Here is a 23372-nt window from a genome sequence, read left to right as displayed (position 1 = left end):
CCGCAGCGACGCCACCCACGCAGCCAGACCGACCGCGCCCCACCATATTGTCCTGTTTAAGTTGCCCTGTTTGCGCGGGCCGCCGCACGACCCCATGTGCGCCTGCCGATGCGCGGACCTGATCCGGGCTTCCCGGCGTGCCAAGCCTGTCTACGCGTGCCCGCGCGCTCCGCTTATCTGGGCGTACCCGCGCGTTCAGCCTATTTGCGCGTACCCGCGCGCCAGGCGATCAGCGCGACCGCTATGCCCAGCACGACCCCGGCCAGCAGGCCGATGCTCGGCTGGCCCAGCAGCCCGCCCACGATAACGCCGCCGACGATGAGGATGGCGATGGGCGCGCCCACGCCGATGGGGCTGCCGGGCTTGTCGGAATGTGGGTCAGGCTGGTCGATGCTCATGCGCGCCCTCATGCCATGCTTCACGTCCATATGCCACCCGCCCGCATCGTCCCTCTCCCGGTCCCCTTCCCCATGCCACCCTTCGTCCATGCCGCCCGTCCTCCATGCGGGGGTCCGGGCGGGGCAAGATAGCTAACGCCCTCTTCACTGCTCTCCTCCACACATAATGGGGAATGACGCCCTAAGGATCGGCCATCGAAAATGTCGGGATCCTGCAAGCCCGACGACAAGGAGTCGCCGATGCACCTGCCCATTCTTCCCGACCGGAAAAGCTATGAGGATGCGCGGGCGTTGATCGAACTGTTCGGCGAGGAAGCCGGGACGGAGGCCGCGAACCGCGCCGATGCCAGCCGCGACGTCGGCAACCACATCCATTTCTGCCACTGGCGACAGATTGAACGGATGATCCTGCTGCTCGGCGTGGACCGGGCGCTGGGCACCGTCCACTGATCGGCTGAGGCCGGGCCTGCTGGAGTCTGGACCTTTCCCTGAATCGTCATGGCGCGGTGGGTCAATCTGACGTCATCCCGCTATAGAGGCGGGCGAAATCAGACCGGACGGGCCTTCCCCCGCTCCTCCGCCACCAGTTCCTTGCGCGACAGCTTGCCGATCAGCGTGCGCGGCAGGCTGTCCCGGATTTCCACGGCGATCACCCGTTCATGCTTGCCCAGTTGCGGATTGAGCCACGCCCTCAACCCCTCCGCCGTCTCCTCCGCATCGGGCTGGAGGGTGACGAACGCCTTGGGCATCTCGCCATGATAGGCGTCGGGCACGCCGATCACCAGGGCGTCGCGCACGGCGGGATGGCGATAGAGCACCGCCTCCACCTCGCTGGGAAAGACCTTGAAACCGCCCACGGCGATCATATCCTTGATCCGGTCCACCACCCGGATGAAGCCGTCCGCGTCGATCGCGCCGACGTCGCCGGTGCGCAGCCAGCCATCGACCATGCAATCCGCCGTGGCATCGGGCCGCCGCCAATAGCCCTGCATGATCTGCGGGCCTGCCACCAGTATCTCGCCCGGTTCACCCGGCGGCGCGGGGCGATGCGGGTCGCCCTTGTCGGCCAGGCGCACGTCCGTGCCCGGCACCGGCTGGCCGATGGTTCCTGCCTTCCCCTCGGCGGCGTAAGGATTGGCGGAGACGACGCCGCTCGTCTCGGTCAGGCCATAACCCTCCACCAGCTTCGCGCCCGTCACACCCTCGAACCGCTCCTTCAGTGCGGGGGCCAGCGGGGCGCCGCCCGACACGCAGACGCGCAGTCCCGAAAAATCGGTGCGGGCGATGTGGGGGTGGTCGAGCAACGCCTGATACATGGTCGGCACGCCCGGCATACTCGTCGCCCGCGTCCGGCGAATCGCGGCCAGCGTCTGCCCGGCGTCGAAACGCGGCAGCATCACAATCTCCCCGCCGCGCGCGATGGTGCGGTTCAGGACGGTGGTGTTCGCAAAGACATGGAAGAAGGGCAGCACGCCGATCACCCGTTCCGGCTGGTCCGCCAGCGGGTCGATGGCGTTGGACTGGCGCGCATTGGCGGTCAGGTTCTGGTGGGTCAGCATCGCGCCCTTGGGCCGCCCCGTGGTGCCGCCGGTATATTGCAGCAGGGCCAGTTCCCGGACCGGGTCGATGGTCCGCTCCGGCAGCACGCCGTCATTGTGGAGCAGGTCGGACATCGCCAGCGCGCGGGGGTCGGCGGGCCGCGCCGCATCCTCGTTGCGCTTGAACAGGCGATAGCCGATGGCCTTGCCCAACGGCAGCGCGCCCGCCACCGACCCCAGCACCAGCGTCTCCAGCCCGCTGCGATCCAGCACCGCCAGCGCGGTGGGCAACAACGCCTTCGCCGTCAGGGTGAAGAGCAGCCGCGTGCCGCTGTCCTCCACCTGATGCGCCAGTTCCTCGACGCTGTAGAGGGGGGAGAAATTGACGACCACCGCGCCCGCCATCATCGCCCCATAATAGGCCGCGACATAATGGGGGACGTTGGGCAGGAACAGGCCGACCCGGTCGCCGGGCCGGATGCCATGGTCGATCAGCCCGCGCGCCAGCCGCCGCGCCGCGCCCTGCACCGCCTCATAGCTGTAGAGGCGGCCATAGAAATCCAGCATCGGCGCATGGGGATCGCGCGCCACGCTCCGCGCCAGCATGTCGGGGACCGAAAGGACCGGAAATTCCGTCTCCCACGGCACGGGATGACGATATTGCTCGCGCCAGACCGTGGCTGCATCACTCTCCATCCCTGCAAGCTAGGCATGGAAAAGGCCGCTGACAATCCCGGTGGATGCCAGCGGCCCTACAATCCTTCGGCCGTCCCGCGCCACGGCGGGACTATCGCGCCTCAGTTGCCGACATGGCCCTTGTTGTTGCTGAACGGGTCGATCAGCGTCGCGACCTGGTTGATCGCCTGCGCCTCGGCCAGATGGGCCTCGTCCGCGCGGCGCTGTGCGTCGTCACGCTCGCGGCGCAGTTCGGTGATCAGCGCCTCGCGGTCGCCCGCCAGGCGATTGTCGGTCGGCGCCTCGATGCCCGCCTTCTTGGCGGCCTTGGCGACCAGCCCGTCCAGCTCCCGCTGCGAGCACAGGCCCAGCGTCACCGGGTCTTTCGGCACGATATTGGCGATGTTCCAGTGCGTCCGCTCGCGCAGCGCAGCGATGGTCGTGCGCGTGGTGCCGATCAGCTTGCCGATCGCACCGTCGGAGATTTCGGGGTGGTTGCGCAGGATCCACGCGATGCCGTCCGGCTTGTCCTGACGCTTGCTGACCGGGGTGTAGCGCGGCCCCTTGGTGCGGCGCACCGGCTCCGGGCCAGCCAGAATCTTGAGGCGATAGTCGGAATTCTTCTCGCCCCGCTGGATTTCCTCCTGCGTCAGTTCATGCGCGCGGACGGGATCGCGGCCGGTATATTTGGTCGCCGCCGTATCGTCGGCGATCGCCTGGACTTCGAGGATGTGCAGACCGCAGAACTCCGCGATCTGGTCGAAACCGAGAGCGGTATTATCGACCAGCCAGCTGGCGGTAGCATGGGGCATGAGCGGCTGGGCCACGGAGCGTCTCCTGACGAACGTAAGGACAGAAACAATAAGGGCCGCCCCTTTGAGGAGCGGCCGGTTCTGTCTTATCTAATGAATCCCAACGCAGAGGGCAAGAGGCCCCCGACAGGAGCGGGATCAGGCCGCCTGCCGCAGGTCCATCGGCACGATGGGGTGCAGCCCCGCCAGAAATTCGCTGGCGCTACGGTCCCAGGTAAAGGCGCTGCCATAGTCGGCGCAGGCCGCCCGGTCGCGCGTCAATGCGCCCGCCACGGCACGGGCCAGATCCTCGTCGAGGCAACCCACCGGTTCGGTGACGATGTCCTTCGGGCCTGTCACCGGATAGGCGGCGACGGGCGTTCCGCACGCCATCGCCTCTATCATCACCAGTCCGAACGTGTCCGTCAGGCTGGGGAAGACAAGGGCGTCGGCCGCACGATAGGCGCTCGCCAGTTCCTGCCCACCCAGCACGCCCAGGAACAGCGCATCGGGAAAGCGGGCCTGCAGCGATTCCCGCGCCGGGCCGTCGCCAACCACCACCTTGGCGCCCGGATGGTCCAGCGCCAGGAACGCCTCCACATTCTTCTCCACCGCCACCCGGCCGACATAGAGCAGGACCGGTCCCGCCCCGTCCGCCGGCCCCGCCATGCGCGGATGGCGGGGACCATCGGGCGAGAACTGGGCGAGGTCGACGCCGCGCCCCCAATGCTGGGTCTGGCGGATGCCCGCCTCCGCCAGCGCCTCGCGAATCGAGGGAGTGGAGGCGAGGACGACGCTGGCCGCGCCATGGAACCAGCGGAAATAGGGCCAGAACAGGCGCGCGGGCAGACCCGTCCGGCTCGCCATATAGTCCGGGAAATTGGTGTGGAAGGCGGTGGTGAAGGGCAGCCCTTGCCGCAGGCACCAATAGCGCGCGGCCAGGCACAGCGGCCCTTCCGTCGCCAGATGGATCGCGTCCGGCGCCAGTTGGGCGATCATCCGCCCGACGCTGCGCGGGGTGGACATGGCCAGCCGAATTTCCGGGTAGGTCGGGCAGGGCAGCGTCGTGAAGCGGTCGGGCGAGATGACGATCATCGCATGCCCGCGCGACTCCAGCTCCTTGCGGACCGCGCAGAGCGTGCGGACCACCCCGTTGACCTGCGGCGTCCAGGCGTCCGTCACCACCACGATGCGGGACGGGACAGGACGGGCGGTGATGGCGTGGGGGGCGATGCGCCCGGCAAGCTGCCCGAAAAACGGCGGTGCAGGCCGGCCGCGCATCAGGCCGCCATCTCCATCGCGCCCTGCAGCGTCACACCCGCGCGGGCCGCCATTTCCTCGGCCCAGTGCAGCACTTCCATGCTGCCGTCCGCCTGTTCGACCAGCGCGGTGCAACCCTCCACCCAGTCGCCGTCGTTATAATAGGTGATGTCGCCGAACTGGCGGATTTCGGCGGTGTGGATATGGCCGCACACGACGCCGTCGATGTGCCGCCGCTCCGCTTCATGCGCCACGATCTCCTCGAAGCGGGAGATGAAGGCGACGGCGTTCTTGACCTTGTGCTTGGCCATCTTGGACAGCGACCAATAAGGCATCCCCATCCAGCGTCGCACCCGGTTCACATGGCGGTTGAGCGCCATCAGCGCCGTATAGGCCGCGTCGCCCACCACCGCCAGCCAGCGGTGGGCCAGCATGATCGCGTCGAACTCGTCGCCGTGCAGGACCAGCAGCTTGCGCCCGTCGGCGGTGATGTGAATCTTCTTGCGCCGCACCTCCACCCCGCCAAAATTCAGGCCGGTGAACTGGCGGAACATCTCGTCATGGTTGCCGGGGATATAGATGACGCGCGTGCCCCGCCGGGCGCGCTTCATGATGCGCCACACCACGTCATTATGCGCGGTCGGCCAGTACAGCCGCTTTTTCAGCGCCCAGCCGTCGATGATGTCCCCGACGAGGTAGAGCGTGTCGCTGTCCACGCTGTCCAGGAAGTCGATCAGCATCTGCGCGTTGCACCCGCGCGTGCCAAGGTGAATGTCGCTGATCCAGATGGTGCGGAAGCGGCGACGGTCCTGTGACCGCTTCGGTTCTGCGGTCTGCATCGACCGCATCGGTATCGCGCTGATCGCGTTCATCCAAGCCCCCGGTTCCTGTTCCTGGAGACAGGTTCATAACCCCGGAGTGTGACAGTTTTTTGCGGAATATGACGGTTGCGAGACGCCGGGCCGGCCGGTCAGCGCGCGTCCAGCGCCACGAAACCGGGTAAATGCCGCACCCGGTCCAGCCATGCGCCGATCGCGGGATAGGCCGCCATCGCGAAACCACCCTCCCCCGCGACATGGGTATAGGCGAACAGGCAGATGTCCGCGAGGCTGGCCCCCTCCCCCACGAACCAGTCCTGCCCGGCCAGGTGCCGCTCCATCAGCGCCAGCGCGTCCGCACCGGCCGCCTCCTTGCCCGGCACCAGCGCGCGCTGCACCTCGGTCAGCCGCGCTTCCCCGACGATGGACCGCCAGAAGCGCAGGGTCGCGATGTTCGGCTCATGATTATATTGCTCCCAGAACATCCAGCGCAGCATGTCCGCCCGGTCGAACCGGTCGGACGGGATCAGCGCCGATTCGCTGGCCAGCCAGTGGCAGGCCGCATTGCTCTCCGGCAGGAACCTGTCGCCGATCTGGAGCACGGGGATTCGGCCATTGGGATTGACCGTGGCGAGGAAGGCTGGCGTGCGCGTCTCCCCGGCCAATATGTCATAGCCGCGCCGCTCCAGCGGGATGGTCAGCAACGCCGCGGTCAGCCGGATCTTGTAGCAATTGCCCGACACGGCATCTTCATGCAGGATCAGCCGCTCCGCCATCGTTCAGACCTGCAACACGATCTTGCCGACATGCTCGCCCGCGTCCATCCGCGCATGGGCGGCGGCGGCATCGGCCAGCGGAAAGACCCGGTCGATGACGGGGCGCAATTCGCCCGACTCCACCATCGGCCACACCGTCCGGCCGATCTCCAGCGCCAGCATCGCCTTGAACCCGGCGGATCGCGGCCGCAGGGTCGACCCGGTCAGGGTCAGCCGCCGTTGCATCACCTCCGGCAGGAACAGCGTCGTCTTCGGCCCGGCCAGCACGGCGATGGACACATGACGGCCATCCTCGCCCAGGCATTGCAGGTTGCGCGGCACATAGTCGCCGCCGACCATGTCCAGCACCGCATTGACGCCCTTGCCCTGCGTCTCCGCCCGGACGACCTCGACGAAATCCTGTGTCCTGTAATTGATCGCGACCGCGCCCAGATCCCGCGCGACGGCGCATTTCTCCTCGGTGCCGCAGGTGACGAAGATGCGGATGTCGAACAGGCGGCACAGCGCGATGGCCATGGTGCCGATGCCGCTGGTGCCGCCATGGACCAGCACGCTGTCGCCATCCACGATATAGGCACGCTCGAACAGGTTGGACCAGACGGTGAACAGCGTCTCCGGGATCGCCGCGCCCTCGACATAGGACAGGCTGTCGGGCAGCGGCAGGCAATGGTCCGCATGGGCCAGCGCATAGCCGGCATAGCCGCCCCCCGGCAGCAGCGCGCAGACCCGCCGGCCGATCAGCGCGGCGTCCACGTCCGGGCCGATGGCCACGATGTCGCCCGCGACCTCCAGCCCCGGCGTGACCGGCGCGCCCGGCGGCGGCGGATATTTGCCCTGCCGCTGCATGACGTCCGGCCGGTTGACCCCCGCGGCGGCCACGCGGATCAGCACTTCGCCGCTGGCGGGGACGGGCGTGGGCAGGGTGACCGGCGTCAGCACCTCCGGCCCGCCGGGCTGGCTGATGCCGATCGCGGTCATGTCCGCCGGGATGCTGGCCGTGCCGTTCATACTATCCCCCCGCCGTGGCGACCGGCTTCATGCCCCCGGCCTCATACCCCGATCCCATACCTATGTCGCTTATTGACAGCGGAACCTTATGGGTCAACATTCAAGCCGTGGATGCGGACGACTTTCTGCCCCGTCGCGACAATAGCGACATCATCGGCCTGCTGGCGCGGCAGGATCTCGATCCTTTCTCGGTTGCGGAACTGGAGGAAAGGATTACCGCGTTGACGGCCGAAATCGAACGGACGCAACAGAAAATCTTTAAGGCCGTTAACCATAAAGCAAGCGCTGATGCGTTATTCAGGAAACAATAGCCTGCAAAAAGGCTGGATATAGGAGAGATGGGGTCGAGGAGACGGCGGATCGTCAATCCGCCGGAACCGAAACTTGTCGCGGTCGCTCGTCGGCCATGCTCTGCAAAGGGTGCTCAAGCCCTTGAAGGGACAGGACGGCATGCCGACATGGGGTTGGTCTCAACCCGCAGGATATCGGGTTGTATTCAGCCCGGTACGGGTTGTTGGAGTATAAGAATATGCCGTCATTTGCCTCCGCCCTGGAATCCACCCTCCATAACGCGCTGACCCATGCGTCGGATCGGCACCATGAATATGCCACGCTCGAACATCTGCTTCTCGCTCTGATTGATGACGAACATGCGTCCAAGGTGATGCAGGCGTGCGGCGTCGAACTGGGTGAGCTGGGCGATGCCGTCACCCATTATCTCGATACGGAGCTGGAGAGCCTGAAGGTCGAGGGGACGGTCGATCCCTCCCCCACCAGCGGTTTTCAGCGTGTCGTGCAACGCGCCATCCTGCATGTGCAGTCCTCCGGCAAGGAAGAGGTGACGGGCGCCAACGTCCTGGTCGCGCTCTTCTCCGAACGGGACAGCTATGCCGTCTATTTCCTGCAACAGCAGGACATGAGCCGCCTCGATGCCGTCAGCTATCTCAGCCACGGCGTCGGCAAGGGTGCCACGGCCTCCGCGCCGGAAACGCCCAAGAGCGAGAGCAGCGAGGAAAAACCCAAGGTGGAAAAGAAGAAGGATGGCGCCCTCGACCAGTTCACCGTGAACCTCAACGAAAAAGCGATGGAGGGTAAGGTCGATCCGCTGATCGGCCGCGCGTCGGAAGTCGACCGCACCATCCAGATCCTGTGCCGCCGGTCCAAGAACAACCCGCTCTATGTGGGCGATCCGGGCGTTGGCAAGACCGCCATCGCGGAGGGTCTGGCCCGCAAGATCATCGAGGGCGAAGTGCCCGAAGTGCTCAAGGAAGCCGTCATCTACTCGCTCGACATGGGCGCTTTGCTGGCCGGCACCCGCTATCGCGGCGATTTCGAGGAGCGTCTGAAGGCGGTCGTCACGGAGCTGGAGAAGCTGCCCCACGCGGTCCTCTTCATCGACGAAATCCACACCGTCATCGGTGCGGGCGCGACGTCCGGCGGCGCGATGGATGCATCGAACCTGCTCAAGCCCGCCCTGTCCGGCGGCACGATCCGCTGCATCGGCTCGACCACCTACAAGGAGTTCCGCAATCACTTCGAGAAGGACCGCGCCCTGCTGCGCCGGTTCCAGAAGATCGACGTGAACGAGCCGACCATCGAGGATACGATCAAGATCCTCACCGGCCTGCGGTCCGCCTTCGAAAACCATCATTCGGTGCGCTACACGCCGGAGGCGATCAAGGCCGCCGTCGAATTGTCGGCCCGCTACATCAACGACCGCAAGCTGCCGGACAAGGCGATCGACGTGATCGACGAGGTCGGCGCGATGCAGATGCTGGTGGTGCCGTCGAAGCGCAAGAAGGTCATCACGCCCAAGGAGATCGAGCAGGTCATCGCGACCATGGCCCGCATCCCTCCCAAGTCGGTGTCCAGCGACGACAAGTCGGTGCTGGAATCGCTGACCACGGACCTGAAGCGTGTCGTCTTCGGCCAGGACAAGGCGATCGAGGTGCTGTCGTCCGCGATCAAGCTGTCGCGGGCTGGCCTGCGCGATCCCGACAAGCCGATCGGCAACTATCTCTTCTCCGGCCCCACGGGCGTCGGCAAGACGGAGGTGGCGCGCCAGTTGGCGACCCTGCTCGGCATCCCGCTCCAGCGGTTCGACATGTCCGAATATATGGAGCGTCATTCGGTCAGCCGTCTGATCGGCGCCCCTCCGGGCTATGTCGGCTATGACCAGGGCGGCCTGCTGACCGACGCCATCGACCAGCAACCGCATTGCGTGCTGCTGCTGGACGAGATCGAGAAGGCGCATCCCGACCTGTTCAACATCCTGTTGCAGGTGATGGATAATGGCCGCCTGACCGATCATCATGGCAAGACGGTGGACTTCCGCAACGTCATCCTCATCATGACGACCAATGCGGGCGCCTCCGACATGGCGAAGGAAAGCATCGGCTTCGGCGAGCTGACCCGCGAGGATGCGCAGGAAGAAGCGGTGAAGAATCTCTTCACCCCCGAATTCCGCAACCGTCTCGATGCCATCGTCCCCTTCGGCTATCTGCCGCCGGAAGTGGTGGAACGCGTCGTCGACAAGTTCATCCTCCAGCTGGAGCTGCAACTGGCCGACCGCGACGTCCACATCACGCTGGAGGCGGACGCCCGCAAATGGCTGACCAACCGTGGCTATGATCGCATGTATGGCGCGCGCCCGATGGGCCGCCTGATGCAGGAGAAGATCAAGCAGCCGCTGGCCGAGGAACTGTTGTTCGGCAAGCTGGTCCACGGCGGCGAGGTTACGGTCCGGCTGAAGGACGAGGTGCTGGCCTTCGAGATCGCGCCCTCCGCGCCCAAGAAGGCCAAGGCGAAGAACGTGCCCAAGGCCCCCCGCACGCCCAAGGCAAAGCCTGCCAAGGACGGCGTATCGGGTGAGGACACGTCCGGGACCGATGCCGCCAAGGATTGATCGCACCCCTTTGGGTAGGATCGACGATCAGGAGGAAACCGGGCGGGGCCATGCTCCGCCCGGTTTGTCCTATCCGGCACAGGGGCACGGGACGGCGCAACGCCCCGACCATGGTCCAAACCGTGCCCCGGATCGTGGCCCGGATCTCAGCCCCGATGATGATCCCACCCCGCCACCGGATCGTGGCGCTGTCGTCCTGTTGCACGGCTTCATGGGCGCGCCCTGGACGATGCGCGCCATGGGCCGCGCGCTCCGGGCGCAGGGATTCCGGCCCTTCTGCCCCTGGTATGAAAGCTGGGCCGCGCCCTTCGACACCATCGTCGCGCGCGTCGCCGCCGCGCTGGAGAAGCGCGGCATCGGCCACGCAGGCCCGGTGCATTTCGTGGGCCATTCCATGGGTGGCCTGATCGCCCGTTCGGTGGTGGAACGGCTCCAGCCCGCCGGCATGGGCCATATGGTGATGATCGGCACGCCCAATGGCGGCAGCGAGCTGGCGGATTTCTGCACCGGTCAACGCCTGCTCCGTCCCTTACTGGGCCGGGCGGGTCCGGCGCTGGTCACGCAGCGCAGGCTGCCCGCGCTCGACGGGCTGGACCTGCCCACCTATCCGGTCGGCGTAATCGCGGGCGACAGCCCCCTGCCCACGCCGCTGCGCGTCATGCCCCATCCCCATGATGGAAAGGTCAGCGTGGCCTCCACCCATCTGGCTGGGGAAGCGGACCATGTCACCCTCCCCGTCTCCCACGCGATCATGCCGTTCAGCCCCGCCGTCCAGCGACAGACCGCGCATTTCCTGACCGACGGCCGCTTCCTGCGATAGGGCATGATGACTTTTCCTCGAATCGTCATTTGCGAGGCGGGTCAATCCAACGTCATCGCACTCCAGCCGACCAGAACGGCCCGCGCAGGCCCATCGACCCGACATCCGTCGCACCGCCCTCGACAGGCCGCATCACCCCAAAACCCACCGCCCCAAACAAAACGCCGGACGGTTTCCCATCCGGCGCATGACCCATGACCCGCAATCCGACAGTCGTCAGAACACCGGTTCGTTCGCCGGATCGTCGGGATCGCCGATGGGCGTCGAAATGGTGTGGATGCCACATTCCACCTTGTCCCACCCGCGCCAGCGGCCCGCGCGCGGGTCTTCGCCCGGCAGCACCTTGGACGTGCACGGCTCGCAGCCGACCGACAGATAGCCCTGCGCCTCCAGCGCATGGCGTGGCAGGTCATGCTCCGCGAAATAGGCTTCCAGCCGCGCCTTGTCCCAATCGCCCAGCGGGTTCAGCTTGATCCGGCCATCCTCGACCTCGAACCGGGGCAGGTTGGCGCGGGTCTGCGACTGGAACGCCTTGCGCCCCGAAATCCAGCTGTCCAGCCCCGCCTTGGCGCGGGCCAGCGGCTCGACCTTGCGGATTTCGCAGCAGCCATCAGGGTCGAAGGACCAGCGCAGGCCGGTCGCATCCTTCTTCTCCAGCACCACCGGATCGGGCGTGATCGTCTGGCTGTCGGTAAAGCCCAGCCGCGCGACCAGCGTATCGCGATACTCCAGCGTCTCCGGGAACATCTTGAGCGTGTCCACGAAGATCACCGGCACGCTCTTGTCCGCCGTGGCGATCAGGTGGAGCAGCACCGCGCTCTCCGTCCCGAAGGAGGAGACGACGCCGACCCGGCCCAGCAGCCGTTCGGCGAACACCGTGCGGAGCATGGTCGCGGTATCCACGCCCTCGAACCGCGCGTTCAGCGCGTCGGCGTCCGCCTGCGTAAAGCGGGGCTTCGTGTCGATGATGTCGATCCTGCGCGCCGGCTCAGCCATGACGCAGGGACCAGATCGGCCGCTCGGACACGGCGACTTTCTGATAAACCTGCGGATAGCGGGCCAGTGCCGCATCGAGAACCGCCCGGTCGACCGGTGCCTTGGGAGCGAAAGTGTCGAAGCCGCAGCGGCGCATGGCGAGGATCTGGTCGACCAGTACATCGCCCACCGCACGCAATTCGCCGGTGTACCCTGCCTCCCGCAGGATGGCCGCCGCCGAATAACCGCGCCCGTCGCCGAACGCCGGGAAATTCACCTCGACCAGCGACAACCGGTCGAGATCGGGGATCAGCGCGCGCGCATCCTCGCCCGGCTCGATACGGACGGCGGTGGCGTTGTTCTGCCCGGCAAAGCTCTCGACGCTGACCGCCGGCTCCTGGCTGGCGGCGTCGTCGCGAAAGCTGATGATGTCAGCCATAGATAGCCTCCTTGAACGGCTCCATGCCGATCCGGCGATAGGTGTCGAGGAAACGCTCGCCCTCTTCGCGCTTGTCCAGATACAGGTTCGTCGCCTTTTCGATGGCGTCGACCACGCCGTCCTCGTCAAAGCCAGGGCCGACGATCTTGCCCAGACTCGCATCCTGCGCGCCCGATCCGCCGAACAGCAACTGGTAATTCTCCTTGCCGCGCCGATCCACGCCAAGGATACCGATGTGCCCGGCATGATGATGACCGCAGGCATTGATGCAGCCGGAGATTTTCAGCTTCAGCTCGCCAATGTCGCGCTGGCGCACCGGATCGGCGAACCGCTTGGCGATCTTCTGCGACAGCGGGATCGACCGCGCATTGGCCAGACTGCAATAGTCCAGGCCGGGGCAGGCGATGATGTCGGTGATGAGGTCGAGGTTCGCCTCGGCCAGACCCGCCTCGACCAGCTTTTGCCACAGGACGGGCAGGTCCGCCTTCTTCACCGACGGCAGCACTACATTCTGCGCATGGGTGATGCGCAGTTCGTCGAAGCTATACCGCTCCGCCAGATCCGCGATCAGGTCGATCTGCGCGGAGGACGCATCGCCGGGTATGCCGGTGATGGGCTTCAGCGAGATATTGACGATGGCATAGCCCGGCCGCTTGTGCGCGATGACCTGGCTGTCGACCCACAGGGCAAAGTCCCGGTTGCTGCGGTCGATGTCGTCCGACAGGCCGGTTTCATAGGCGGGATCGACGAAATGGGCGCGGATGCGGTCCAGCTCGGCCCGTGGCGGGTCGATGCCGAGCGTCTTCATATGCGCCCATTCTTCCTCGACCTGCCGCTTATATTCCTCGACGCCGATCTCGGAGACGAGGATCTTGATCCGCGCCTTATACTTATTGTCGCGGCGGCCGTAGCGATTGTAGACGCGCAGCGCGGCCTCGACGTAGGAGATGATCTCGTCCTCGGCCACGAAATCCTTGATCTCCGGGCCGACGATCGGCGTACGGCCCATGCCGCCACCGGCAAAGACCTTCGCACCGACGACACCGTCCCGCTTCACCAGCTCGATGCCGATGTCGTGCAGGCGCATCGCGGCGCGGTCTTCCTCCGACGCGATCACGCAAATCTTGAACTTGCGCGGCAGATAGGTGAACTCCGGGTGGAAGCTCGACCATTGGCGCAGCAGTTCGGCCCAGGGGCGCGGGTCCGACACTTCGTCGGCGGCGACACCGGCATATTGGTCCGAACTGATGTTGCGGATGCAATTGCCGCTGGTCTGGATGGCGTGCATCTCCACGCTGGCCAGGTCGGCCAGGATGTCGGGCGCATCCTCCAGCTTGATCCAGTTGTACTGGATGTTCTGGCGGGTGGTGAAATGCCCGTAATCCTTGTCATATTTGCGCGCGATATGGGCGAGCATCTTCATCTGCTTCGCGCTCAGCGTGCCATAGGGGATGGCGACGCGCAGCATATAGGCGTGCAATTGCAGATACAGGCCGTTCATCAGGCGGAGCGGGCGGAACTGCTCCTCCGTCATCTCGCCCGACAGGCGGCGCTGCGTCTGGTCGCGGAAATCCGCGACGCGCGCATCGACCATCGCCTGGTCATACTGGTCATATTGATACATGGCGTCAGGCCTTCACGATCGGAATATCGGTGTTGATGGCAAGGTCGGTCCGCACCGTGGGACCGGACGCACGGATGCGCTCCTTGATATGCTGCGGCAGCGGTCCGTTGGGACCGGCGTCCGCCTCCACCAGATAGGCCACGTTCACGCGGCGCGCGGCGCTTTCCCGCGCGATGATCGCCTCGCCCTCGTCGCCCACGTCGACGGCCTCGCCCACATGGCGCGACCAGCCGTTGCCGGTCCACCAGATGACGTCGCCGCTGCCCAGGTCATTACCTGTCGCAATAATCATGACAGTCCCTCTTTACCCCTCAATATATCGAGCATCTGCAACCCGCCCGCACGATTGCCGAGTCTGTCGGATGCGTCAGCCAGACCCGCCACATTCCCCACGACGATCACAGCCGGGCTGCGTACGTCCTCCCGATGAACCATGTCGCCCAGATCGGCAAGCAGCGTGCGGAGCGCGCGCTGCTCCGGCAGCGTGCCATTCTCCAGCACGACGACGGGCGTGTCGGGCGACAGGCCGTCGGCCATCAGCTTGTCCGCAATATCGTCCGCCGTCGCGACGCCCATATAGATGACGAGGGTGCGGCCGGCCCCGGCCAGCCCCGCCCAATTCTGGTCGGACAGGCCCTTGCACTGGCCCGCGACAAAGGTCACGGCGCTGGCGACGTCGCGATGGGTCAGCGGCAGGTTGGCCGCCGCCGCGCAGCCCATGGCCGCGCTGATGCCCGGCACGACCTCGACCATGATGCCCGCCACGCGGCAGGCTTCCAGTTCCTCACCGCCGCGCCCAAAGATGAAGGGGTCGCCACCCTTGAGCCGCACCACGTCACGGCCCGCCTTCGCATGTTCGACCAGCAGGGCGTTGATGCCCTCCTGCGGGACGCTGTGCCGGTCGCGCTTCTTGGCGACGGAGATCAGTTCGGCACCCGCCGGAGCCAGCGCCAGCACGCCGTCACCGACCAGCCCGTCATGCACGATGACATCGGCGGTCGCGATCAGCCGCGCCGCGCGCACGGTCAGCAGGTCCGGGTCGCCGGGACCGGCGCCGACCAGATAGACCGTCCCCGCATCGGGTCCAGCGGCGGAGGGTCCGGCAGCGGGCGAAAAAGGGGAGGAATCGCTCATGATGCGCGATATGGCGATGGTGCCGGAAAAGGCCAAGCCATCAAGTCTTGGGCCAGCCCTAGCTAAACTTGTGCGCCCCTCCGGCACCATCCGCCGGGCGATCCACGGGACCAGCAGGCCCCCTCGCCATCGGGTCAGACGCCCCTTCGCCACGCGCCTCCCCCCTGTGCCCCGTCCTCCTCCGATGGCATGGGGGCAACATATCCGCCGCAACCCGCCGCATACCCCACAATAGCTCTGGCAATCCCGGCCAAGCCGCTCCATCCTCTGTCCGAGTCGAGCAACCTCGAAAGGACCAGATGAGCCGCAAGCCTGTACCCGCCCAATCGGGCGACCGCAGCCGGATAGAGGTCGTCTTCGACCGTCCTCAACTTCTCGGCACGCTTTTCGGCCAATATGACCAGAATCTGGTCAGCATCGAGAACAGGCTGGGCGTGTACATCCTCGCCCGTGGCAACAAGATACAGATAGAGGGGGAGGCCTCCGCCGCCGCGCGCGCCCGCGACGTGCTGACCGGCCTCTACAACCGCATCGTGCAGGGGCAGGATATCGACTCCGGCGTGGTGGAGGCGCTGATCGGCATGTCGAACGAACCCACGCTGGACGGCATCATCCGCCACGACGTCCATACCCCCCCGTCCATCATGATCCGCACGCGCAAGAAGACGATCGTCCCGCGCACCCCGACGCAGGCCACCTATATGGAAGCGCTGATCCGCGACGACATCATCTTCGCCCTCGGGCCGGCGGGCACGGGCAAGACCTATATCGCCGTCGCGCAGGCCGTGTCGCAGTTGATGAGCGGCTCCGTCCAGCGCCTCATCCTCTCCCGCCCGGCGGTGGAGGCGGGGGAGAAGCTGGGCTTCCTGCCCGGCGACATGAAGGAGAAGGTCGATCCGTACCTTCGCCCCCTCTATGACGCGCTGAACGACTGCATGCCGCCCGAACAGGTGGAACGGCGCATCGCGTCGGGCGAGATAGAGATTGCGCCCATCGCCTTCATGCGCGGCCGCACGCTGGCCGACGCCTTCATCATCCTGGACGAGGCGCAGAACACCACGCCCATGCAGATGAAGATGTTCCTCACGCGTTTCGGCGAGAAGAGCCGCATGGTGGTGTGCGGCGATCCCAACCAGACCGACCTTCCCGGCGGAATGGGCGCTTCCGGCCTGAACGACGCGGTGCACAAGCTGGAGGGGATCGAGGGTTTCGGCACCGTCCGCTTCAGCGCGGCGGACGTGGTGCGCCATCCCATCGTGGGTCGTATCGTGCAAGCCTATGAGGGGCCGGATGCCTGACCGGGCCAGCGTCTTGCGCCGGTCACATCCACGCCCTAGGGCCAGCCTTCATATTTTCTCGTCCTCCCGGCGCGGGAAGGGACGGCCTGTCGCTGCGTCGCGGTTCCGCCGCTGCGCCATGACAGGGCGTCCCGACCGTCACCGGCACGACGCGCTCAGGGATTTCGCTTTGCCGCATCGCTTCCCCCATGACAGGGCCGGTCTTCGCCATGCTTGACGTCATCGTCGATTCCATCCCCCTGTGGGACGGCCCGGTGGAGGAATGGACCGTGCTGGCGGAAAAGGCCGCCCGCGCCGCCATCGCGCAGACGCCCCATGGCGAGATACTGACCCATCCCGCCACCTTCGAACTCTCCGTCAAGCTGGCCGACGATGCGGAGGTGCAGGCTCTCAACGCCGCCTATCGCAACAAGGACAAGCCGACCAACGTCCTGTCCTTTCCCATGCTCCAGCCGGATTTCATGGAAGCCACGGCGATGGCCGACGATGGCGAGATACTGGTCGGCGACATCGTGCTGGCGCAGGAGACCTGCGCGCGCGAGGCGGCGGAAAAGGGCGTCAGCGTGACGGATCATGCCGTGCATCTGATGGTGCATGGCGTCCTCCACCTCTTGGGTTACGACCATGTCGAGGACGAGGCGGAGGCCGAGGCGATGGAGGCGATGGAGACGGCGGCCCTTGCATCTCTGGGCATCGCTGATCCATATGCGGATCATTAAGGGCGTCTTTGCGCTCTGACATGGAATATCGGGGGCGCATCTGCCCCGCAAACAGGGACCAGACGACCGATGGCTGAAGCCGGCAACGCCTCCTCAACGTCGAAGGAAGCGGACAGTAGCAACGAAGGCGGCCGAATATGGCGCGGGCTTCGCGCCCTGTTGTTTGGCGAGGAGCCGGAGACCAGCCTCCGCGAAGAGCTGGAACATACGATTGACGAATATGAGGACGAGGCGGGCGCCGCGCCGGCCAAGGGCGACCTCTCCCTCGTCGAGCGGCAGATGTTCAAGAATCTCCTCCACTTCGGCGAACATACCGTCGATGACGTGGCCGTGCCGCGCGGCGAGATCATCGCCATCTCGCAGGACGCCAGCTTCGCCCAGTTGATGGCGCTGTTCGTGGAGGCGGGGCACAGCCGCGTGCCGGTGTACAAGGACAGCCTCGACACCGTCACCGGTATGATCCACATCCGCGACGCCTTCGCCATCCTGGCGCAGGGACAGGCCCACCCGGAGACGCTGGAGGGCCTGATCCGCCAGCCGCTCTATGTGCCGCAAAGCATGGGCGTGCTGGACCTGCTGGCCGAAATGCGGGCCAAGCGCACCCATCTCGCCATCGTGGTCGATGAATATTCGGGCACCGACGGCCTGCTGACCATCGAGGATCTGATGGAGGAGATCGTCGGCGAGATCGAGGACGAACATGACGAGGAGCCGGAGGCGCTGCTCGTCGCGCATGGCGATGCGGGCTGCTGGGACGCGGACGCCCGCGCCGAGCTGGACGATGTGGCCCGCGACGTGGGCGACGCGCGCCTGGCGGAGGTCGAGGAAGACATCGACACGCTGGGCGGTCTGGCCTTCGTTATCGCGGGCCATGTCCCGGCGAAGGGCGAGATCCTGCTCCACCCGGAAAGCGGCTGGCGGCTGGAGATACTGGAAGGCGACACCCGCCGCGTCACCCGCCTGCGCCTCCACCCACCCGTCGAAGTGGCGGAGGATGACGAGGAATAGCCGCGCGGCGGGGTGTGTGGAGGCTGGCCTGCATGGGCACCGCGGACACCATCCGGGGTGCCGATCGCATCGGGTGCAGAGGGTCTGAAAGCGAGCTCTTTGGACGTTCGGTCGCCGTTTCTTCTTTCCCAAGAGCAGACTATGAATTACCTCGTGCCTATCATGTAATTATGCCGCTCTTCATCCGACAGCGTCAAAAGATATCCGCTTGCAAGTGTGTCGTAGAAATGCCTGAGGGATATAGGCTCTCCATCGATTATCTGGGTTCGGATGTGCCTCCAGATACGCTTATCGCCCCCTTGCCAGTGTAACTCTACTTTATCCGCAAAAAATCCGGGCCCAAAGACGCCGTTTGTCGAACTGCGGACTTGTATTCCCCGAACCCGGGTCATCTCCGCGATCCTCTTCAAAAAATATCGGCGGCGATGCTGGGCATGGACGGGAATGAGCTTCAAACTGTCCGCTTCAAACGAGACTCTGGTCAAAGGTTCGACCTTGAGACGTTGCGCTTCCGCTTCACGTACTTTCGAGAAAAGCGGCCAATCAAGCCACATCATCTGCATGCGGCGCACAGGAGAAAGCGCAAGCCATTTCGGCGCACTGGCCAAACGAAAAATCGCCTCGTCAGCCATGGACTGCTTGCGCTTAACGTACATCGCAGCCGCTGCTAGCAATGTCGCCAGCAAATACGCCCAAAATACCCGGTCATTCATGCCGTTCAGAAACTTGCTAATGAGACCGAAAAGACCGATTGGAATTGCCGCGAGGCACAGTATGGAGAACGTTACTTGATATCGCGACATGAACGGCCCCTCGCGGCAATGCTTCATGCTGAATAATTGCCGAGCCTGATCCTGTCGAGTAACCGCATTTCGGGCTTGTTCAGCGATTATCGTTTGTATATTGCTGCCCACCTGAGGCTTAGCGGCACAATAGCGGACTTTCCGCTAACCACCCCAATTCGTCATTGCGAGCGCAGCAACGTAAGACGGTGGCAAACTGTCCCGCTCCCCACACATCTCCCGCACCCTACAGCCGCGCAGACTCCACCTGCGCCCGTGCGGCGGCGAGGCTGGTTTTCAGATGCACCTGCCGGAATGGCTTCGACAGGCGCACGATGTCCGGCGCGATCAGGTCGATGCCCTGATAGCCGGAGATAATCATCACCGCCATGTCGGGATGGTCGGACCGCAGGCGCAGGGCGAATTCCGCGCCGGTCATGCCGGGCATGACATGGTCCGTCACCACCACATCGGGGTGGAAGCCGTCCTCGATCAGCGCCAGCGCCTGCTGCGCGTCCTCCGCCTCCGTCACGCGATAGCCGATGTCGGTCAATATGTCGTTCGTGCCCATCCGCACCAGCGCATCGTCATCGACCAGCAGCAGCGTGCCCTGCGCCGTCTCCGCGTCGGAATCGGGGCTGGCCAGCGTGGCGGGCGCGGCCGCCGCCTTGACCACCGGCAACCACAGCCGGACGCTCGTGCCTTGCCCCGGCGCGCTGTCGATGCGGATCGCGCCGCCCAGCTGGCTGATAAGCCCGTCGACCATCGACAGGCCGAGGCCGGTGCCGCTGCCCGCATCCTTGGTGGTGAAGAACGGCTCCGTCGCCAGCCGCAGCGTCGCCGCGTCCATCCCGCACCCGCTGTCGCGCACCGTCAGCAGGACATAGTGGCCGGGCGCGAGGCCGTCGGGCAGAGGGCCGCGCGCCGCCTCCGCCGCGATGGCGAAATCGCCGCTGCCGGTCATCGCGTCGCGCGCGTTCACCGCCAGGTTCAGGATCGCCATCTCCAGCTGGTGCCGGTCGGCGCGGACGGCGGACAGGTCGGGCGCGACCGACAGGTCCAGCGTCACGCAAGGGCCGATGGTGCTGGCCAGCAGGCTGCGCATATTCTCGACCAGCGCGCCCAGATCGACCGCCGTGGAAATCAGCGGCTGGCGGCGTGCAAAGGCCAGCAGGCGCTGCACCAGCGTCTTGGCATTTTCCGCCGCCTGCATGCCCAGCGCGGCGCTGCGCACGATCGACGGGGACAGGGCATCGGCGGCCAGCACCCGGTCCAGCGCGGCCATGATGGGCGCCAGCAGATTGTTGAAGTCATGGGCGACATTGCCGGTCAGCTGGCCGATCACCTCCATCTTCTGGGTCTGGCGCAATTTTTCCTGCGTGCGTTCCAGTTCGGCGGTGCGGTCCACCACCCGCTGCTCCAGCTCCCCGTTCAGCCGTTCGAGCGACGAGAGCAGCCGGCCATTCTCCAGCGCCGTCGACGCCGCGCGGGCCAGGCTTTCCAGCAGGGCGATCTCGGTGCCGCTGGGCTGGCCGGTGTCCGACCAATAGGCGCCGACCGCCGCCACCGGGTCGCCCGCGCCGATAGGCACCATCAACATGCTGCGCACGAAGGTCGCGCGATAGGCGTCCTGCGGCACGCGGGGGTCGAGCAGCACGTTGCGGATGGCGACCGTCTGCCGGTGCGCCATCGCCCAGCCGGAGACGCAGAATTCGGCGGCGAAACGCTGCCCCGCCCACAATGGCTCCCGCGCGTCCTCCGCGACATAATGGCATTGGTCGCCTTCGCGCAGGACCACCGCGATGCCGTCCGCGCCGACCACGCGGCGGGCGGAAGCGCGCAGCAATTCCACCACATCGTCGATGGAGCGCGCCTGCGCCAGCCGTTCGATGGCGTTGGCGGCATCGGCCCAGCGCGCCGCCTGCAACGATCGGCCGTCCTGCACCTCCCTGAGCCGATCCTGTGCCATGCTGCGCCTCTCGAATCGTCGCTGTGCGACTGGTGGAGCGCATCCTATCGCAGAGACGGCGGGTTTGAATAGTTCAACATCGCCAGCATGTTACAGGAAATCCTCCATATTGGAGGCATGGGTGGGGCCGCACTCCACTGGTGCGGGCCGGGATCGCCGGGTTCCGCGGGGCGTCCGTTGCTGTGGCCGGACGGCGGGGGAGGCGTTTGCGGGTGACGGGGGGGGGGGGGAGGTGCAGCGTCAGGGCCATCCCCTGTCGTCCCGATCATCGTCACCCCGGACCAAATCAGCCATTATCCCGCTTGTGCATGCGAGATAGAAACAGCGTTCGTCCTAAGCGTGCCGAAGGGCTGTTGTTGCCCTTCGGCACGCCCAGGGCGAACGGATGATGCGTACATGCTCCAGCGGAGGCATCACGATACAAAGCGCCATCCCGGATCAAGTCCGGGTCGGGATGAGGGGGGAGATGGGAGAGTCCACTCGCACCACCCTTCCGGCCCAGTCGTCCTAAACCCTGCGATAGGAGGGGTGGGAGAAGCCCGGATGCAACCCTCCCCTTTCCACCCCTACAATCCCGCACGAAAAAAGCCGCCACGCCCGCTGTCGCGCGGCATGGCGGCTCTTGTCCATGTCCAGAGTGTCTCCGAAGCGGAAGCGACCCTCTGCCAACCCGGAAAACGCGGTCAGTCGAAACTCCGGCAACCAAACCACCGGAGCGGGGGACCGACACACTCGGGCGTCCCCTGCTCCCGTAGTCGGGAAAGCCTTAGCGGCCCGCCTTGCTGCCGCCGGTGCGCTGCACCGCATTGCGGTGGGCGCCGACCGGGCCGCCGCTGCGGCGACGCGGGCGGTGCGCGCGATTCTCATCCTCATTCTGCGCGTGGCCTGCGGCATGACCCTGCCCGCCGGGGCGCTGGCCGCCCGAACGCTGCTCGCCACCACGACCGCCGCCGCTGCCCTGGCGACCACCGCCGCCGGGACGACCCCGGCCGCCTTCGCCGCGACCCGGCTCCGCATGGCGCACGGCGGCGGGAGCGGGCAGCTTGGCCGCATTCTCCACGAAATTCTCCGGCAGGGGCACGACCTCCAGCTTGATGCGCGTCGCGCGCTCGATAGCCTTGAGGAAGGGACGCTCGTCATCCGCCACGAAGCTGATGGAGAGGCCGTCCGCGCCCGCACGGGCGGTGCGGCCGATCCGGTGGACATATTGCTCCGCCACATTGGGCAGTTCGAAGTTGAAGACATGGCTGACGCCCGGCACGTCGATACCGCGCGCCGCGATGTCCGTCGCGACCAGCAGCTTGATCTGGCCGGAGCGGAAGGCCTGCAACGCGGTGGTGCGCTGCGCCTGGCTCTTGTTGCCATGGATCGCCATCGCCTGGATGCCCGCGCCAACCAGATGGCGCACGACCCGGTCCGCGCCATGCTTGGTGCGGGTGAAGATCAGCGCGCGCTCGATCGTCTCCGACTGGATGGTCAGGGTCAGCAGCGCCTGCTTCTCCTTCTGGTTTACAAAGGTCGCGAACTGCTTGACCCGCTCCGCCGTGGTGGACTGGGGCGCGACCTCGACATGCACCGGATCGGTGATGAACTGGGTCGACAGATCCTTGATCGCCTTGGGCATGGTGGCGGAGAAGAACAGGTTCTGGCGCTTTTTCGGCAGCAGCTTGGCGATGCGCTTCAAGGGCACGATGAAGCCCAGGTCCATCATCTGGTCGGCCTCGTCCAGCACGAAGATCTCGACATCGTCGAGCTTGAGCGCGCGCTGTTCCAGCAGGTCGATCAGGCGGCCCGGCGTGGCGACGACGATGTCGAGGCCTTCCTTAAGCTTCTGGATCTGGCGGTTGATCGGCACGCCGCCGAACACCGCGTCCACGGTGAAGGGCAGGAAACGGCCATAGTCGCGGAAGCTCTGCGCGATCTGCGCCGCCAGTTCGCGCGTGGGCGAGAGGATGAGGACGCGGCACGACCCGCTCTTGCGCGGGCCGGGGTTGTTGTGGAGATAATGCAGCGTGGGCAGCGCGAACGCCGCCGTCTTGCCGGTGCCGGTCTGGGCGATACCGCACAGGTCGCGGCCTTCCATCAGCGGCGGGATCGCCTGCGCCTGAATCGGGCTGGCGGTCACATATTTCTTGGCGACGAGCGCCTTCAGCACAGGCTCGGCCAGGCCGAGCGTGGAGAATTCGGTCATTGAGTTTTAGTCCTCGTCAAGGACGGAGAGCACAGCCGACAGGGCGCGCGATACTCCATCCGGGTGATGGAGACGATCCGCGTGACGAGGGAAGGTCCGATATGTCAATCGCATGGTTGGCGCTCCATTCACTTCGTCTGCCGGTATTCGCCCGGTCGAGTCGAGGATGGATGATCACGCCGCCAACACTGTCATGCGTGGAAGTGCCCCTAGGCCATTTCCGTTCGATACGCAAGGGCGACGA

At 65.8% G+C, this 23372-nt stretch carries 22 protein-coding genes; 7 read left to right on the top strand and 15 right to left on the bottom strand.

Translation table 11 applies throughout. The features are described 5' to 3' along the window. Positions 1 to 200: 200 nt before the first annotated feature. Complete coding sequence (locus LWE61_RS05905) at positions 201 to 488, bottom strand: hypothetical protein (protein WP_407696195.1); 288 nt, start codon at positions 486 to 488, stop codon at positions 201 to 203. Positions 489 to 638: 150 nt separating this feature from the next. Here LWE61_RS05905 and LWE61_RS05900 point away from each other — a divergent pair, with 150 nt between their 5' ends. After that, positions 639 to 848 carry a hypothetical protein gene (locus LWE61_RS05900; protein ID WP_234149121.1) on the top strand — a complete coding sequence of 70 codons (210 nt, stop codon included), beginning with the start codon at positions 639 to 641 and terminating at the stop codon, positions 846 to 848. Positions 849 to 946: 98 nt separating this feature from the next. On the opposite strand, the gene LWE61_RS05895 is transcribed toward LWE61_RS05900, so the two are convergent. From LWE61_RS05895 to LWE61_RS05870, 6 genes are all read right to left on the bottom strand, one after another. Beyond that, positions 947 to 2632, bottom strand: a complete 1686-nt coding sequence (locus LWE61_RS05895) for a long-chain-fatty-acid--CoA ligase (protein ID WP_234149120.1) — start codon at positions 2630 to 2632, stop codon at positions 947 to 949. A 101-nt stretch (positions 2633 to 2733) separates the two neighbouring features. Further along, entirely contained in the window at positions 2734 to 3423 is a 690-nt protein-coding gene (locus LWE61_RS05890; protein ID WP_234149456.1) for a DUF1013 domain-containing protein, read from the bottom strand. A 138-nt stretch (positions 3424 to 3561) separates the two neighbouring features. Next, complete coding sequence (locus LWE61_RS05885) at positions 3562 to 4683, bottom strand: glycosyltransferase family 4 protein (protein WP_234149119.1); 1122 nt, start codon at positions 4681 to 4683, stop codon at positions 3562 to 3564. Beyond that, positions 4683 to 5534: a UDP-2,3-diacylglucosamine diphosphatase gene (locus tag LWE61_RS05880; protein WP_234149118.1), complete on the bottom strand. Its 852-nt coding sequence runs from the start codon at positions 5532 to 5534 to the stop codon at positions 4683 to 4685. Before LWE61_RS05880 ends, LWE61_RS05885 begins: the two co-directional genes overlap by 1 nt. A 98-nt stretch (positions 5535 to 5632) precedes the next feature. Then, complete coding sequence (locus LWE61_RS05875) at positions 5633 to 6256, bottom strand: glutathione S-transferase family protein (protein WP_234149117.1); 624 nt, start codon at positions 6254 to 6256, stop codon at positions 5633 to 5635. 3 nt (positions 6257 to 6259) lie between these two features. Further along, entirely contained in the window at positions 6260 to 7264 is a 1005-nt protein-coding gene (locus tag LWE61_RS05870) for an NAD(P)H-quinone oxidoreductase (RefSeq protein WP_234149116.1), read from the bottom strand. Between the two features lie 62 nt (positions 7265 to 7326). On the opposite strand from LWE61_RS05870, the gene LWE61_RS05865 reads away from it, so the two are divergent. From LWE61_RS05865 to LWE61_RS05855, 3 genes are all read left to right on the top strand, one after another. Then, complete coding sequence (locus LWE61_RS05865; protein WP_267961610.1) at positions 7327 to 7575, top strand: DUF1192 domain-containing protein; 249 nt, start codon at positions 7327 to 7329, stop codon at positions 7573 to 7575. A 218-nt stretch (positions 7576 to 7793) separates the two neighbouring features. Next, on the top strand, positions 7794 to 10169 hold the full coding sequence (gene clpA / locus LWE61_RS05860; protein ID WP_234149115.1) for an ATP-dependent Clp protease ATP-binding subunit ClpA: 2376 nt from the start codon (positions 7794 to 7796) through the stop codon (positions 10167 to 10169). A 10-nt stretch (positions 10170 to 10179) separates the two neighbouring features. Further along, complete coding sequence (locus LWE61_RS05855) at positions 10180 to 10989, top strand: alpha/beta fold hydrolase (protein ID WP_234149114.1); 810 nt, start codon at positions 10180 to 10182, stop codon at positions 10987 to 10989. A gap of 216 nt (positions 10990 to 11205) precedes the next feature. Here LWE61_RS05855 and LWE61_RS05850 read toward each other — a convergent pair whose 3' ends face one another. The 5 genes from LWE61_RS05850 to cobA are packed head-to-tail and all read right to left on the bottom strand — an operon-like array spanning position 11206 to position 15161. Further along, positions 11206 to 11985 (bottom strand): phosphoadenylyl-sulfate reductase, encoded by a 780-nt coding sequence (locus LWE61_RS05850; RefSeq protein ID WP_234149113.1) that lies wholly within the window; start codon positions 11983 to 11985, stop codon positions 11206 to 11208. Next, positions 11978 to 12403 carry a DUF934 domain-containing protein gene (locus tag LWE61_RS05845; protein ID WP_234149112.1) on the bottom strand — a complete coding sequence of 142 codons (426 nt, stop codon included), beginning with the start codon at positions 12401 to 12403 and terminating at the stop codon, positions 11978 to 11980. The genes LWE61_RS05850 and LWE61_RS05845 overlap by 8 nt, the downstream gene beginning before the upstream one ends. After that, positions 12396 to 14027 carry a nitrite/sulfite reductase gene (locus tag LWE61_RS05840; RefSeq protein WP_234149111.1) on the bottom strand — a complete coding sequence of 544 codons (1632 nt, stop codon included), beginning with the start codon at positions 14025 to 14027 and terminating at the stop codon, positions 12396 to 12398. Before LWE61_RS05840 ends, LWE61_RS05845 begins: the two co-directional genes overlap by 8 nt. 4 nt (positions 14028 to 14031) lie before the next feature. Further along, positions 14032 to 14319 (bottom strand): DUF2849 domain-containing protein, encoded by a 288-nt coding sequence (locus LWE61_RS05835; RefSeq protein WP_234149110.1) that lies wholly within the window; start codon positions 14317 to 14319, stop codon positions 14032 to 14034. Continuing rightward, complete coding sequence (gene cobA / locus LWE61_RS05830) at positions 14316 to 15161, bottom strand: uroporphyrinogen-III C-methyltransferase (protein ID WP_234149454.1); 846 nt, start codon at positions 15159 to 15161, stop codon at positions 14316 to 14318. The genes LWE61_RS05835 and cobA overlap by 4 nt, the downstream gene beginning before the upstream one ends. A 299-nt stretch (positions 15162 to 15460) precedes the next feature. Between cobA and LWE61_RS05825 the strand changes: the two genes are divergently transcribed. The 3 genes from LWE61_RS05825 (at position 15461) to LWE61_RS05815 (ending at position 18186) form a co-directional block, all read left to right on the top strand. Further along, entirely contained in the window at positions 15461 to 16459 is a 999-nt protein-coding gene (locus tag LWE61_RS05825; protein WP_234149109.1) for a PhoH family protein, read from the top strand. 209 nt (positions 16460 to 16668) lie between these two features. Beyond that, positions 16669 to 17178, top strand: a complete 510-nt coding sequence (gene ybeY, locus LWE61_RS05820) for an rRNA maturation RNase YbeY (protein ID WP_234149108.1) — start codon at positions 16669 to 16671, stop codon at positions 17176 to 17178. A 69-nt stretch (positions 17179 to 17247) separates the two neighbouring features. Further along, the gene (locus LWE61_RS05815) at positions 17248 to 18186 is read left to right on the top strand and encodes a hemolysin family protein (protein WP_234149107.1); all 939 of its coding nucleotides are present in this window, start codon (positions 17248 to 17250) and stop codon (positions 18184 to 18186) included. 146 nt (positions 18187 to 18332) lie between these two features. Here the strand turns inward: LWE61_RS05815 and LWE61_RS05810 are convergent, their stop codons facing one another. The 3 genes from LWE61_RS05810 to LWE61_RS05800 all read right to left on the bottom strand — a co-directional run bounded on the left by LWE61_RS05810 (position 18333) and on the right by LWE61_RS05800 (position 23128). Further along, positions 18333 to 18989, bottom strand: a complete 657-nt coding sequence (locus LWE61_RS05810; RefSeq protein ID WP_234149106.1) for a hypothetical protein — start codon at positions 18987 to 18989, stop codon at positions 18333 to 18335. Positions 18990 to 19215: 226 nt separating this feature from the next. Beyond that, positions 19216 to 20937, bottom strand: coding sequence for an ATP-binding protein (locus tag LWE61_RS05805; RefSeq protein WP_234149105.1), 1722 nt, complete (start codon positions 20935 to 20937; stop codon positions 19216 to 19218). A gap of 766 nt (positions 20938 to 21703) precedes the next feature. Then, on the bottom strand, positions 21704 to 23128 hold the full coding sequence (locus LWE61_RS05800) for a DEAD/DEAH box helicase (RefSeq protein WP_234149104.1): 1425 nt from the start codon (positions 23126 to 23128) through the stop codon (positions 21704 to 21706). Between the last annotated feature and the right edge of the window lie 244 nt (positions 23129 to 23372).

The organism is Sphingobium sufflavum, assembly GCF_021403115.1.
Lineage (GTDB): Bacteria > Pseudomonadota > Alphaproteobacteria > Sphingomonadales > Sphingomonadaceae > Sphingobium > Sphingobium sufflavum.
Note: the sequence above shows the minus strand (reverse complement) of the source record. Positions and strands in the feature narration are given on the sequence as shown.

What these genes read in the sequence shown, in the direction of transcription:
- LWE61_RS05905 (WP_407696195.1), bottom strand. Translation starts at nt 488, where the DNA reads ATGGACGAAGGGTGGCATGGGGAAGGGGACCGGGAGAGGGACGATGCG.
- LWE61_RS05900 (WP_234149121.1), top strand. Translation starts at nt 639, where the DNA reads ATGCACCTGCCCATTCTTCCCGACCGGAAAAGCTATGAGGATGCGCGG.
- LWE61_RS05895 (WP_234149120.1), bottom strand. Translation starts at nt 2,632, where the DNA reads ATGGAGAGTGATGCAGCCACGGTCTGGCGCGAGCAATATCGTCATCCC.
- LWE61_RS05890 (WP_234149456.1), bottom strand. Translation starts at nt 3,423, where the DNA reads ATGCCCCATGCTACCGCCAGCTGGCTGGTCGATAATACCGCTCTCGGT.
- LWE61_RS05885 (WP_234149119.1), bottom strand. Translation starts at nt 4,683, where the DNA reads ATGCGCGGCCGGCCTGCACCGCCGTTTTTCGGGCAGCTTGCCGGGCGC.
- LWE61_RS05880 (WP_234149118.1), bottom strand. Translation starts at nt 5,534, where the DNA reads ATGAACGCGATCAGCGCGATACCGATGCGGTCGATGCAGACCGCAGAA.
- LWE61_RS05875 (WP_234149117.1), bottom strand. Translation starts at nt 6,256, where the DNA reads ATGGCGGAGCGGCTGATCCTGCATGAAGATGCCGTGTCGGGCAATTGC.
- LWE61_RS05870 (WP_234149116.1), bottom strand. Translation starts at nt 7,264, where the DNA reads ATGAACGGCACGGCCAGCATCCCGGCGGACATGACCGCGATCGGCATC.
- LWE61_RS05865 (WP_267961610.1), top strand. Translation starts at nt 7,327, where the DNA reads ATGTCGCTTATTGACAGCGGAACCTTATGGGTCAACATTCAAGCCGTG.
- clpA (WP_234149115.1), top strand. Translation starts at nt 7,794, where the DNA reads ATGCCGTCATTTGCCTCCGCCCTGGAATCCACCCTCCATAACGCGCTG.
- LWE61_RS05850 (WP_234149113.1), bottom strand. Translation starts at nt 11,985, where the DNA reads ATGGCTGAGCCGGCGCGCAGGATCGACATCATCGACACGAAGCCCCGC.
- LWE61_RS05845 (WP_234149112.1), bottom strand. Translation starts at nt 12,403, where the DNA reads ATGGCTGACATCATCAGCTTTCGCGACGACGCCGCCAGCCAGGAGCCG.
- LWE61_RS05840 (WP_234149111.1), bottom strand. Translation starts at nt 14,027, where the DNA reads ATGTATCAATATGACCAGTATGACCAGGCGATGGTCGATGCGCGCGTC.
- LWE61_RS05835 (WP_234149110.1), bottom strand. Translation starts at nt 14,319, where the DNA reads ATGATTATTGCGACAGGTAATGACCTGGGCAGCGGCGACGTCATCTGG.
- cobA (WP_234149454.1), bottom strand. Translation starts at nt 15,161, where the DNA reads ATGAGCGATTCCTCCCCTTTTTCGCCCGCTGCCGGACCCTCCGCCGCT.
- LWE61_RS05825 (WP_234149109.1), top strand. Translation starts at nt 15,461, where the DNA reads ATGAGCCGCAAGCCTGTACCCGCCCAATCGGGCGACCGCAGCCGGATA.
- ybeY (WP_234149108.1), top strand. Translation starts at nt 16,669, where the DNA reads ATGCTTGACGTCATCGTCGATTCCATCCCCCTGTGGGACGGCCCGGTG.
- LWE61_RS05815 (WP_234149107.1), top strand. Translation starts at nt 17,248, where the DNA reads ATGGCTGAAGCCGGCAACGCCTCCTCAACGTCGAAGGAAGCGGACAGT.
- LWE61_RS05810 (WP_234149106.1), bottom strand. Translation starts at nt 18,989, where the DNA reads ATGTCGCGATATCAAGTAACGTTCTCCATACTGTGCCTCGCGGCAATT.
- LWE61_RS05805 (WP_234149105.1), bottom strand. Translation starts at nt 20,937, where the DNA reads ATGGCACAGGATCGGCTCAGGGAGGTGCAGGACGGCCGATCGTTGCAG.
- LWE61_RS05800 (WP_234149104.1), bottom strand. Translation starts at nt 23,128, where the DNA reads ATGACCGAATTCTCCACGCTCGGCCTGGCCGAGCCTGTGCTGAAGGCG.